Here is a 12,230-nt window from a genome sequence, read left to right as displayed (position 1 = left end):
GTTTCAATTGAAATTTCACGCACACTTTTCAATGTGAGTATCAAACTGGCTGGTCAACAGCCTTTTGTTGCACGGCTGCCGAAAGGGTTGACCCTGCTGGTCGGGTCCTCTAGTTTTTCCGTTCAACAAGCGTACGCCGCATGGAAATCTCCATTCCCTCACTGCTTCTGCCGCCGCGGGACTCGGTAGGCAAGCAGGTGAGTCCGGGAACACCGCAGGGATCCGTTTCCCTCCCCGAGTCGGGGCCGGCCGTGAACCTGACCCTCGGCCGGCCCCTTTTTCCATAAGCGTAGATCCGCCCCCCTTTCGGAGAGCCGCCGTGAAAAGAAGATCATTTCTGTCTGCCGCCACCCTCACAGCAATGAGCCTGAGCATGGCTCCCCTGATGACCGAAGCGGCAGCCGCCGCACGGTCCGAGGCACCGCAGGATCAGGCGGACGCGATGCTCGGCCGTATGACAGCGGCTGAGAAGGAAGCGCTCGTCCGGTGCGACTTCGCGACCATCGCTCACCTGGGTATACCGGCTCTGACCATGGTGGACGCCTCGGCCGGTCTGCGCGGCGAGCAAGGCGTGACCGCATTCCCGGTTCCGGTCGCGCAGGCGGCGACGTTCGACGAGAACCTGGCGGCACGTATCGGCCGCGCGATCGGCGCGGAGGGCCGTGCCAAGGGTTACAACAACCTCCTCGGCCCCACCGTCGATCTCACCCGGACCTGGCATTCCGGCCGACAGTCCGAAGGCATGGGCGAGGACCCGTTGCTCGCCGGCCAGTTGGGCGCGGCTCTCACCACCGGCATACAGAGCCAGAACGTCGCAGCCACGGTCAAGCACTTCGCCGCCTACACGCAGGAGACCAACCGCTTCTCCACAGACACCAAGGTCTCCGACCGTGCGCTGCACGAACTCCACGAAGCACCGTTCCGCCGCGTGGTCACCGCCGCCCCGACCACTTCGGTCATGATGGCCTACCCGAAGATCAACGGAACCTTCGCGACACAGAGTTCGGCTCTCTTCGACGACTTGAAGAAGGCCATCGGACTGCAGGGCTACACCGTGCCGGACTTCTGGGCGGGTGACGACCAGGTCGCCGCCGCGCGAGCCGGCATGGACCTCGCCGGGCTCGGACCCTACGCAGTCAAGATCCCCGCCGGAGCACTCACGGGCGGTGCGATACCGAGCACCCGGCTCGACGACGCAGCCCGACGCATCCTCGTCACGATGTACGCGAACGGTCTCTTCGACCATCCTGTGCCCACTCCGGCGGCCGACGTCAGCACCCAGGCCCACCAGGACCTCGCCCATGAGACCGCCGTCGCCTCCCTGGTGCTTCTGGCCAACCGCTCCGCAGCACTCCCTCTGCCGGCCACCCTGAAATCCCTGGCCGTCATCGGCCCGGCCGGCACCGACGTCCTCACCGGCGTGGGCGGCTCCACCTACGTCGACCCGGGTACATGGACGACGCCCCTGAACGCCATCCGCGCCCGCGCCGGCAGCGGAGTCACGGTCACGCACGCACAGGGCACCAAGGGAGATCTCCCCCTGGCCGCGGTTCCCTCCACCGTGCTGCGCAGCGGCGCCGGGACCCCCGGCCTGTCCGCCACCTACTACTCAGGGGCAGAGGCCTCCGGCACCCCGCTCACCACCCGCACCGACGCCACCGTCGACTTCACCGCTGCTCCCGTGGACAACCTGCCCGACGTGTGGTCGGCGAAATGGACCGGCACCCTGGTGCCGACGACCACGGGCCTGCACCGGTTCTCCCTGCTCACCGCCGGAACCGCCACCTTGAAGGTCAACGGCACCACGGTCGCCACCGGCACCCGGCACAGCCGCCGATTCTTCCTCGGCCCCTACGACTACCCCCTCCAGGGCGCCACCGCGCTGACCTCCGGAAAGGCCGTCACCATCGAGGTGACCTACACCAACGCGACCACCGACCCCGGCACCTGCGGGCTCACCCTCGGATGGCAGCCCGAATCCCTGATCCCCGCCGCTGTCGACGCGGCGCGCGCCGCGGACGCCGCCATCGTCTTCGTCAACCGGGTCGCCGGCGAGGACATGGATCACCTGGCACTCGGTCTGCCTGGTGATCAGGAACAGCTCATCGCCGCCGTGGCAGCGGTCAACCCACGCACCACCGTCGTCCTCAACACCGACGGTCCCGTGACGATGCCCTGGCTCGGCGACGTCGAGGCCGTGCTCCAAGCCTGGTACGGGGGTCGCGGCATGGGCACGGCGCTGGCCGCTGTCCTCTTCGGAGACAGCGACCCTTCCGGCCGCCTGCCCGTCACCTTCCCCGCCGACGCCACCCAGGGGCCGGGCACCACACCCGCGACCTACCCCGGCAGCAACGGAGCCGTCTCCTACGACGAGGGCATCTCCATCGGCTACCGCTACTACGACAGCAAGGGGCAGCAGCCGTGCTTCCCCTTCGGCCACGGCCTGTCGTACGCCACCTTCGCCCACGGCTCTCTCGAAGCCGCATACGACAAGAGCGCCAAGACAGTGACGGTGGGCGTGACCGTCACCAACACCAGCTCACGCAAGGGCACGGAACTCGTGCAGTTCTACGCCACCCTGCCGAGCGCCGCCGCCGCCGAGCCGCAGCGGCTCGTCGCGTTCCGCAAACTCACCCTGGCTCCCGCGGGCTCCCAGCGGCTCACGGTCACCATTCCCGTGGACAACCTCACCATCTGGAAGGCAGGTGCCTGGGCACTTGTCCCCGGCAGGTACACCTTTGCCACAGCGCACAGTTCCCGTGACCTGACCGCGCAGCGAGCCGTTCCCATCAGCTGACCGCAATCCCGGCCGGCGCGTCACGCCGTCCGCCTCCTCGCCACGGCGTGACGCGCCTCAGTCATTCCCGTCCGGCTCGTCGAACCTCCGCCTCCACCACCGCATGGAGCCCGCCAGTGTCCCGCAGACCGAGACCCCTTCGCTTCGCCGCATCCCTTGCGTTGAGCATGACGCTTCTGACCGGCTGCTCCGTCATCGGAGCCGGCAGTGACACGTCGGACACCGAGGTGTCCGTCAGGGCCAACATCACCGACAAGGCTTCGATGCGGGCCGTCGTCGCGGCCTTCCACCGAGCCCGTCCCGGCATCCACGTCAACGTCAGCTACGCCGACACCAACACCCTGCAGAAGGAGCTTCCGCAGCAGCTTCGGGCAGGCAAGGCACCGGACGTCTTCACCGTCTGGCCCGGCAGCGGCAACCCTGCCTCCGTCCTGGCCTTGAAAGAGGACGACTTCCTGGAAGCACTCAGCCTGCGCTTCTTCGCCGGCCGGATACCGGACAGCATGCGGCCGGTCACCGACGGCGGCGTCGGTACGTACCTGGTACCCGTCACCTTCAGCGCTGTCGGCGCGATCTACTCGGCGGAAACGCTCAAGGCCATCGGCGGAACCCGGCCCACCACCTACAGCACCCTTCTCGCCCTGTGCGACACCGCCCGCCGGCACGGGAAGGTGCTCTTCGCACTGGGCAACCAGACCCCGTGGGTCACCCAGCTCGTCGACTACGCACTGGTCGCCACCACGGTGTACGCCCACGACCCCGGCTTCGACACGCAGATGGAGTCCGGCAAGGAGAGCTTCGCCCGGTCGGGATGGCGCCAAGCCATGACCAAGTACCTGGAGATGCGCGATCGTGGCTGCTTCAGCACCGCTCCGCTCAGAACCAGTTACGAGGACGCCCTCGACCAAGTGGCCGACGGGCGAGCGGTGGGAGTGGTCCAGGTCGCCGGCACTCTCGCCGCTCTGCGTTCCGCGGCCCCAGGAATGCACTTCCGGATGACGGCCCTGCCGGCCACGGATCAGCCGAACGAAACCCGGATTCCCGGCGCCGTCTCCGCCGCCTACGGGCTCAACGCCAAGGCCCCCCACCGCAAAGCGGCACTGGCGTTCGTGGACTTCCTGGGATCAGAACGGGGCCAGAACCTGTACAACCGGTCCGGAGCGACGCTGCCCGCTCTGCCCAGCAACTCCTTCTCCGTCGATCCCGCCGTCGCGGAGGTGGCACGGCGGCAGAAGGACGGAACGACGGTACCGTTCATGGATCAGCGATGGCCCAACTCAGAGGTGCAGCAGACGCACTTCGAGCAGGTGCGTGCCCTCTTCGCGGGCACCACGGACATCGCTCACGCACTGGCTGCCATGGACAGTGCGTACGAGTAGACGCAGAGACGGACACCGCCCCCGGCTGGGAGACCAGCAGAACGGTTCGCCATGCACACACCTCATCAGGAGTCGGTGCTGTCCAGGGCAGCTCGCATTCTCGAAGCGTTCAGCCAGGACGAGCCGGCGCTGACGGTCTCCGAGATCGCCCGTCGAACAGGCCTGCACGTGGCCACGGTCTCTCGCCTCGTGGCCGAGCTCGTGGCGCACGGTTTCCTGAGCCGGGACTCCGACCGCAAAGTACGCATCGGCGTGCGGCTGTGGGAGCTGGTAACGCGTGCTTCCCCCACTCTCTCCCTGCGTGATCACGCAATGCCGTTCATGGAAGGCGTCCACGACGTCGTGGGCCACCACGTGCAGATCGGCGTCCTCGACGGCGACGACGTGCTCTTCCTCGAACGGCTCTCGGCACCACAGGCGGTGATCAACTACACCCGGATCGCAGGGCGGCTTCCTCTGTACGCCTCCTCCAGCGGTCTGGTGCTCCTCGCCCACGGCCCCAGTGACCTCAAGCAAAGGATCCTGGACAGCCCGCTGACCGCGTACACACCGGCCACACCGGCCACACCGGCACAACTGCGCGCGACCTTGGCCGAGATCCGGCAGCAGGGTTATGCGTACTGCCCCGGCTACGTCCACGCGGAGGCCCTGGGCGTAGCCGCGCCCGTCCGCGGTGCGGACGGCACGGTGATCGCGGCGCTGTCGGTCATCGTGCCCAATGAGGCCGGCGCCCAGGCCGTGGTCCCCGTCGTACGGACCGCCGCCCGGGGCATCTCCCGCGCGCTGGCCGGACGCGGGACACAGGACACTCCATAGGCATGTGACGGCGATGCGACAGCCACATGACATCTCCGCGAAGTCGGTCTCTCGCTGAATGAGAATGCCGTCGCGGTCCGACGGTGCCCGCGCGCATGCTTCCTGCATTCCACAGACGGGAGGCGACAACGTGGTCGTACACAACCTGCTGCCCACCGCTCCGCTGCAGCAGAACCTCTCCACCGTGACGTTGCAGGTGCAGGACAAGGACCCTGTCGCCGACGGCGTCGTGTCACTCACCCTCGCGCATCCCGACGGCACACGGCTGCCGGACTGGACGCCCGGCTCGCACATCGACCTCATCCTGCCGAGCGGAGTGACTCGCCAGTACTCCCTGTGCGGCGACCGATGGGACCCGTACACCTACCGCATCGCTGTCCTTCGCGAAGCCCCTGGCAGGGGCGGCTCCGCCTACGTCCATGATCAGCTCATGCCCGGGAACCTCGTGGAGGTCGGAGGTCCGCGCAACCACTTCCCCCTGGCGCCTGCCGAGCGGTACCTGTTCATCGCGGGCGGTATCGGCATCACCCCGCTGCTGCCGATGATGCATCAAGCCGACGTGACCGGAGCCGACTGGCAACTGCTGTACGGAGGCCGCAGCCGGGTCTCCATGGCCTTCCTCGAGGAACTCACAGCCTCCTACGGCGATCGCGTACACATCAGCCCCCAGGACGAGGTCGGCCTGCTCGACCTGGAGGCCTGGCTGAGCGAACCAGACGCGGGAACCAAGGTGTACTGCTGCGGACCGGGTCCTTTGCTCGCCGCTGTCGAGGCAGCATCTTCCCAGTGGCCGCCGTACAGCCTGCGGACCGAGCGATTCACAGCCAAGGCCCTGACAGAGCCGGTGCACCGCGGACCCTTCGAGGTGGAACTGTGCCGCAGCGGGCGGACAGTGACCATCACCCCCGACGTCACCGTCCTTCAAGCCGTTCGGCAGGCAGGTGCCGACGTGCTGTCCTCCTGTGAGCACGGCACCTGCGGCACCTGCCTCACCCCGGTCGTGGAAGGTACCCCGGACCACCGGGACTCGGTGCTGGCCGAACACGAACGCGCCGCCAACGACTGCATGCTGCCCTGCGTTTCACGTTCCCGTTCGGCCCGCCTGGTCCTGGATCTCTGAGCCAAGACCCGCCCCTTCCCGAGCCGCACTTCGCTGGAGCCGCCATGTCCGAAGCACCCGCCGTTGCCGTCGAACCGCCCACGAGCGACGCCGACCCGTTCGCCACCGAACACCTCACGACGCCCGAACCCCTGCACCACGCCCTTCGGGAAGCAGGTCCCGTCGTGCGGCTGTCCCGCTACGACGTCTACGCGCTCGCCCGATACCGCGACGTGCACGCGGCCCTCGTCGACTGGCAGACATTCCAGTCCGCCGCCGGCGTGGGACTGGCCAACTTCCGCCATTCGAAGCCCTGGCGGCCTCCGAGCCTGCTGCTGGAGGCCGACCCGCCGCACCACGACGCACCGCGCCGCGTCCTGCGCGAGATACTCGCCCCACCAGCACTGCGCCGACTGCGTGCGGCATGGCAGCCGATAGCCGACGACCTGGTCGACACCGTCCTGGCCACCCAGGGAACCGACTTCGACGCGTTCGAAGCCCTGGCCAAAGCATTCCCGCTGCGCGTCTTCCCGGACGCCGTGGGACTGGGACCCGAGGGCCGCGACAACCTCCTGCCCTACGGCAACATGGCTTTCAATGCCTTCGGCCCCGTCAACGCCCTCGTGCAGGCAGACGCTGCCAGGGCCGCCGACCTGTCCGCCTGGGTGAACGCCCAGTGCGCCCGCCAAGCCCTCACCGATGACGGATTCGGCGCCCGCATCTGGGCCGCTGCCGACCGCGGCGACCTCACCCACGAGCAGGCACCGCTGGTCGTACGCTCCCTTCTCACCGCCGGCGTCGACACCACAGTGCATGGCCTGGCCGCCACCCTCTACGCCCTCGCCGGCCACCCCGGCGAATGGCAGCGGCTCCGCGAACGCCCCGACCTGGCCCGCGTGGCATTCGATGAGGCAGTGCGCTGGCAGTCACCCGTCCAGACCTTCTTCCGCACCGCCACGACCGACGTCGCGATCGCAGGATCCCTCATCCCCGAGGGATCCAAGATCCTCATGTTCCTCGGCGCGGCGAACCGCGACCCGGCCCGCTGGAACGACCCGGACCGCTTCGACCTCACCCGCGATCCATCCGGACACGTCGGCTTCGGCATGGGCATCCACCAATGCGTAGGCCAGCACGTAGCCCGCCTGGAAGCCGAAGCACTCCTCACGGCCCTGGCTCGACGGGTGGAACGCATCGAGCTCGCAGGCGAACCGCGCCGGCACCTCAACAACACCCTGCGCTCCTTCGTAGCGCTCCCCGTACGCGTGCGCCCCGTGAGCTGACCACCGTCCGTCGTAAAACCCGAGCATCACCTCCCACACAGACAGACAGTCGAGAGGATCCATCCATGCCTCAGCACGTACGCGGCGTCGTCGCCCGCGGCAAAGGCGAGCCGGTGCGCGTCGAGACGATCGTCGTGCCCGATCCAGGGCCGGACGAGGCGGTGGTAAGAGTGCAGGCCTGCGGCGTCTGCCACACCGACCTGCACTACCGCGAAGGCGGCATCAACGACGACTTCCCGTTCCTTCTCGGACACGAGGCGGCGGGCATCGTGGAGGCGGTCGGCACCGGAGTCACCGACGTGGCGCCGGGCGACTTCGTCGTCCTGAACTGGCGGGCGGTCTGCGGCCGTTGTCGCGCATGCCGACGCGGACGCCCGCAGTACTGCTTCGATACGCACAACGCGCGCCAGAAGATGACCCTCACCGACGGCACCGAACTGTCACCCGCCCTCGGCATCGGCGCCTTCGCCGAAAAGACCCTCGTCGCCGCCGGCCAGTGCACGAAGGTCGATCCGGCCGCCTCACCAGCCGCCGCCGGCCTGCTCGGCTGCGGGGTCATGGCAGGCATCGGTGCGGCGATCAACACAGGAGGAGTAGGCCGAGGCGACACCGTCGCTGTCATCGGCTGCGGCGGCGTCGGCAACGCAGCCGTCGTCGGCGCACGGCTGGCCGGCGCCGCGAAGATCATCGCCGTGGACATCGACGACCTCAAGCTCGAGACAGCCCGGACGATGGGCGCCACGGACACCGTGAACGCGCGCGACACCGACCCGGTCGAGGCGATCCGCGAGCTGACCAGCGGATTCGGCGCCGACATCGTCATCGAAGCCGTCGGGCGGCCGGAGACCTACCGACAGGCGTTCTACGCCCGTGACCTGGCCGGCACCGTCGTCCTCGTGGGCGTCCCCACCCCCGACATGCAACTCGACCTGCCGCTACTGGACGTCTTCGGACGAGGCGGCACGCTCAAGTCCTCCTGGTACGGCGACTGCCTGCCGTCCCGCGACTTCCCCATGCTCACCGACCTCTACCTCCAAGGCCGCCTGGACCTCGACTCCTTCGTCACCGAGACGATCACCTTGGACCAGGTCGAAGACGCCTTCGCCCGCATGCGCAAGGGCGATGTCCTCCGCTCGGTGGTGATCTTCTGATGACCGGGGTCCGCGTCGAACGCCTCACAACCTCAGGCACCTTCAGCCTGGACGGCGGCCTCTGGGACGTCGAGAACAACGTCTGGATCGTCGGTGACGACCACGAGGGGATCGTGATCGACGCTGCCCACGACGCCGATGCCATCGCGGCAGCCGTAGGCGACCGGCGCCTGACCGCCATCGTGTGCACCCACGCCCACAACGACCACATCAACGCGGTCCCGGCGCTCGCCGAAGCCACCGGAGCTCCCATCCTCCTGCACCTGGACGACCGACTGCTGTGGAAGCACACCCATCCCGAGCACAGCCCTGACGGCTACCTGTCCCATGACCAGCGCATCGACGTCGCGGGGACGGAATTGCGGGTGGTACACACCCCCGGCCACACACCGGGATCGATCTGCCTGCACGCATCCACACTCAGCACTGTGTTCACCGGCGACACTCTGTTCGCGGGCGGTCCCGGAGCCACTGGGCGCTCGTACTCGGACTTTCCCACCATCGTCCGCTCGATCCGCGACCGACTCCTCACCCTGCCACCCGGCACGCAGGTCCACACCGGGCACGGCAGCGATACGAGCGTCCGGGCGGAAGCTCCCCATCTGGAGGAGTGGATGACCGCCGGTCACTGAACGGGGTCGGTTATGGAGTCGGCGCACTCGTCCTCGCCCACCTGCGGTGCGGACATACCTACGCCCAGCCTCATGAGTAGGCAGCGGCACCCCTTGTGACCTGCGCTGCACCAAAGTGCCAACTATCTCGCTGATTCCGGACCTCCGGTTGCTGAAGCCGGTTGGCATCAGCGCAGGTTGCGAACGTTGCATGGTGCCAACTACCGAGCCTGGTCACATGATTGTGACGAGGCTTTTTAGATGGAGAATCCGGCTTCGTCCTCGAAGACGAGCCAGGCTCCGCGGGCCGCCGCGAGTCTTCCGCGCAGGGCCACACCTCCCGGGCCCACCCGGTCACAGCCTCGTCGTTCCGTTCCGTCGCGCGTCGGACCGGCACCTGGCAGGACCAGCCGTTGCGTACTAGCAGTTTCCGAACGTCCTGAATCGTGTAGGTCAGGTGGAAGCGCCGGCCGATCACCGTCTTGATCCGCGCCAGCGTCCACCGCTGGTCCTCCCAGCCATGCGCGGCCGGCCCCTTGGCCGGCTCGGCCTCCAGCTGCGTGAACTGCTTCTGGCTCAGCCTCGGCAGCGACGCCGGCCCTTGCGACTCCAGAGCCCGCGGACCGCCCTCTTTCCACGTCTGCCGCCACCGCTGCACCGACCGGACGCTGACCCGCAGATTTTTGGCGATCGCCGCGCTTGCCTCACCCAGGGCGAACCGTTCCGCAGCTTGGAGTCGTAACCCCTTGCGGAACTGCTGCCGTTCGGCGGTCAGCCCGCCCCTTGTGGATACCGCATGCCTCGGTGATACCGCATCGGTCGACCAGCCGTTGAGCCGAAGCTCAGGAGTTGTCACCAGTAGGCCGGATGAGCTGGCGAATTGGAGTGGTCGAAGCAGCCTGGCTGCCACAAACGAGGCACCCGGCTTGTCACAAGGGCTCGTTCAGCAGTCTTTCCGTCACCCAAAGAGAAGGCGCCGCGCGAGTCTGGAGGATGTCAACGCCGCTACCACACCGTTGATCGAATGGCGGCGGCCCGACTGGTCCGCACGCGGGCATAGTGACCGCTGAGGTGATCGGGTTCGCCGCTGATCAAGTCGGGGTCGATCCGGTGTGCGCACCGAGGTGCCTGACCCGGTCCAGGCTGTGTACGAGACTCCCGGGTGATCCGCCGCGATGCTCGGGCGGTCCCTGGCTGAACGCGCGGCGGCGTAGGCGTCACTGAGCCGGCCTGCACTCCTCGGCGTAGCGGGCCAGCCCTTCCGCCATGCCCTGCATGAACTTCTGGAGGTAGCGCGGCATGACCCAGCGCAACAGCCAGCTCGTCTCGTACTCGCCGTACCAGTGGATGACCGTGCCTGAGCCCGCTGTCGGCTTCAGCTCGATGCGCGCGTGATAGTTGTGCATCGACGAGTTGAACGCGTCTTCGTAGCCCAAGAGGCGTCGCTCGACCTTCTCAGTCAGCCGCTCCCCGGTCACGATGCGTCCCGTGCGGAAAGCCCGGACGGCACCGACGCCGTCGTCGCCGCCGGGGTCGAGGTCGACCGACCGTGTCGTGTCCAGACTGTCCACCTTGGACCACAGCGGCCAGCTTGCGGCGTCGACCAGCAGTTTCCAGACGATGTCCGGCGAGGCGCTGGTGGTCACTGTGACGTTGTATGTGTGCATGGTGGAGGGCTCCTGTGAGTGGATGCGGGCTGCGTCCCCGGCCAAAAAGACCCGGCGGACGCGGTAACGGTCGGCCAGGCACACGTTGATCTGGGAGGGCGAGAGCCACCCTCAACTTCCCCTGCAGTCACGGTCTCTACGCTACGAGGGGAAGGTCACGGCTGCGGCTCGTGATCGGCGAGCGCGACCTGACACTGCCGCCCGGTGAGGCAGCCGAGTTCGACACGTCCCTGCCTCACTGGCTGGGCAGCGCCGACGGCGGCGTGGTTGAGTTTCTCATCCTGTTCGGCCTGCAAGAGGTGCGTGCGCACATACGCACCGAGTCTCACCGATCGCCGCAGGCCGGGAGCCTGCGGTGAACTCAGCGAGAGATTCTGTATGCGCGTCGGTGACGCAGGCCTTTGCGAGGAAGGCGACCAGGCCGTGGTCGCTGTAGACCACGCCCGGGGATCTCGCGCCGAGCAGCTGGCCACAGCGATCGGCAACGGGCCGCGGCCTCCCAGTGACAACAAGCCTGCCTATGTGACAGCTATCGCGCTTTGGCTCAGCCGTCAGCCCCTACGACACCACGAGTTCAACCTCAGTAACCTGGCTCCGTGACGCAGCGATTGAGCACGGTGGTGCTGATGTGTGGCCTTCCGGGAGCGGGCAAGACCACCTACGCGATGGAGTTGGTGCGACGCGGTTACGTTCGGCTCTCCATTGACGAGGTGGTCTGGCAGCGACTCGGGCAGCGCGACGCCGGCTTGGTGCTGGAGGCCGAGGCATTCGACCAGCTCAAGGAAGAGGTCCGTCGCGAGCAGCGGCAGGAGCTGGTCGAGCTGATGCTGGCCGGGCGCGATGTGGTGGTGGACTACAGCTTCTGGAGTCGCGCCGCCCGCGACAACTACAAGGCGCTGATTGAAAGTCACGGCTGCCGCTGGGAACTGGTCCACCTCAAGGCCGACCGGACGACGCTGGAGCGTCGCCTCGAGGTCCGAAATGGCAAGAAAGGTGCTAACTCCGTCACCGTGGATGAGACGCTGTTCAACCGGTACCTGGCCAACTTCGAGGAACCGAGTGGAGAGGGCGAACGGGTCTTCACGCAGTCCTCGACCTGAAGACCTGGAGCCGTTCGGCGGGGAGGGGACGCCCTCCCCAGCGGGAGCCCTTCTCGCTGCGGATCGGACGCGCTCGCGGCGTTGGGCTGCCAGCACGTCAGGATGCCGGGCGTTGCTGTTGCGCCAGCGAAGGTACGCGTGCAGCGCCCGGGTCTGCACGGTGTGGTTGTGGTGGTTGGAGTTGGCGATGGTGAGCTGCCGCAGTGGTCCGAGGTGGGCTTCGATCGGGTTGGCCCATGACGCGTAGGTCGGGGTGAAGACTGTTGAGCAGCTTGCGGAATATCTGGACTCAACTTGGGTCTGCCGCACGATCAGGTGACATCTTGA

General features: G+C 67.5%; 9 protein-coding genes and 3 pseudogenes. 9 read left to right on the top strand and 3 right to left on the bottom strand.

Annotated elements, in window-relative coordinates:
* The first annotated feature begins 361 nt into the window (after positions 1-361).
* The 7 genes from OG485_RS05910 (at position 362) to OG485_RS05880 (ending at position 9,157) form a co-directional block, all read left to right on the top strand.
* A complete protein-coding gene (locus OG485_RS05910; RefSeq protein ID WP_328664944.1) occupies positions 362-2,797 on the top strand; it encodes a beta-glucosidase in 2,436 nt (811 codons plus the stop codon).
* A gap of 167 nt (positions 2,798-2,964) precedes the next feature.
* Positions 2,965-4,176: an ABC transporter substrate-binding protein gene (locus tag OG485_RS05905; protein WP_328664943.1), complete on the top strand. Its 1,212-nt coding sequence runs from the start codon at positions 2,965-2,967 to the stop codon at positions 4,174-4,176.
* 51 nt (positions 4,177-4,227) lie between these two features.
* Entirely contained in the window at positions 4,228-4,992 is a 765-nt protein-coding gene (locus OG485_RS05900; protein WP_328455777.1) for an IclR family transcriptional regulator, read from the top strand.
* A gap of 130 nt (positions 4,993-5,122) precedes the next feature.
* Complete coding sequence (locus tag OG485_RS05895; RefSeq protein ID WP_392181493.1) at positions 5,123-6,112, top strand: PDR/VanB family oxidoreductase; 990 nt, start codon at positions 5,123-5,125, stop codon at positions 6,110-6,112.
* A 44-nt stretch (positions 6,113-6,156) separates the two neighbouring features.
* A complete protein-coding gene (locus tag OG485_RS05890) occupies positions 6,157-7,374 on the top strand; it encodes a cytochrome P450 (RefSeq protein WP_326789542.1) in 1,218 nt (405 codons plus the stop codon).
* Positions 7,375-7,439: 65 nt separating this feature from the next.
* The gene (locus tag OG485_RS05885; protein ID WP_328664942.1) at positions 7,440-8,525 is read left to right on the top strand and encodes an S-(hydroxymethyl)mycothiol dehydrogenase; all 1,086 of its coding nucleotides are present in this window, start codon (positions 7,440-7,442) and stop codon (positions 8,523-8,525) included.
* Entirely contained in the window at positions 8,525-9,157 is a 633-nt protein-coding gene (locus OG485_RS05880; protein WP_328664941.1) for an MBL fold metallo-hydrolase, read from the top strand. Before OG485_RS05885 ends, OG485_RS05880 begins: the two co-directional genes overlap by 1 nt.
* A gap of 239 nt (positions 9,158-9,396) precedes the next feature.
* Here OG485_RS05880 and OG485_RS05875 read toward each other — a convergent pair.
* Both OG485_RS05875 and OG485_RS05870 read right to left on the bottom strand, forming a co-directional pair.
* Positions 9,397-9,934: pseudogene (locus tag OG485_RS05875) on the bottom strand (winged helix-turn-helix domain-containing protein); the annotation flags it as partial.
* Positions 9,935-10,353: 419 nt separating this feature from the next.
* Complete coding sequence (locus tag OG485_RS05870; protein ID WP_328664939.1) at positions 10,354-10,803, bottom strand: SRPBCC family protein; 450 nt, start codon at positions 10,801-10,803, stop codon at positions 10,354-10,356.
* A gap of 158 nt (positions 10,804-10,961) precedes the next feature.
* Between OG485_RS05870 and OG485_RS05865 the strand changes: the two are divergent.
* Positions 10,962-11,162, top strand: a pseudogene (locus tag OG485_RS05865) (XRE family transcriptional regulator); the annotation flags it as partial.
* A 237-nt stretch (positions 11,163-11,399) separates the two neighbouring features.
* A complete protein-coding gene (locus tag OG485_RS05860; RefSeq protein WP_328664938.1) occupies positions 11,400-11,903 on the top strand; it encodes an AAA family ATPase in 504 nt (167 codons plus the stop codon).
* Here the strand turns inward: OG485_RS05860 and OG485_RS05855 are convergent.
* A pseudogene (locus OG485_RS05855) lies at positions 11,884-12,161 on the bottom strand (hypothetical protein); the annotation flags it as partial. The gene OG485_RS05860 and the pseudogene OG485_RS05855 overlap by 20 nt on opposite strands.
* Positions 12,162-12,230: the final 69 nt, after the last annotated feature.

The sequence above is a fragment of the Streptomyces sp. NBC_00328 genome (assembly GCF_036139655.1).
Lineage (GTDB): Bacteria > Actinomycetota > Actinomycetes > Streptomycetales > Streptomycetaceae > Streptomyces.
This window is presented reverse-complemented; position numbering and strand designations above follow the sequence as displayed.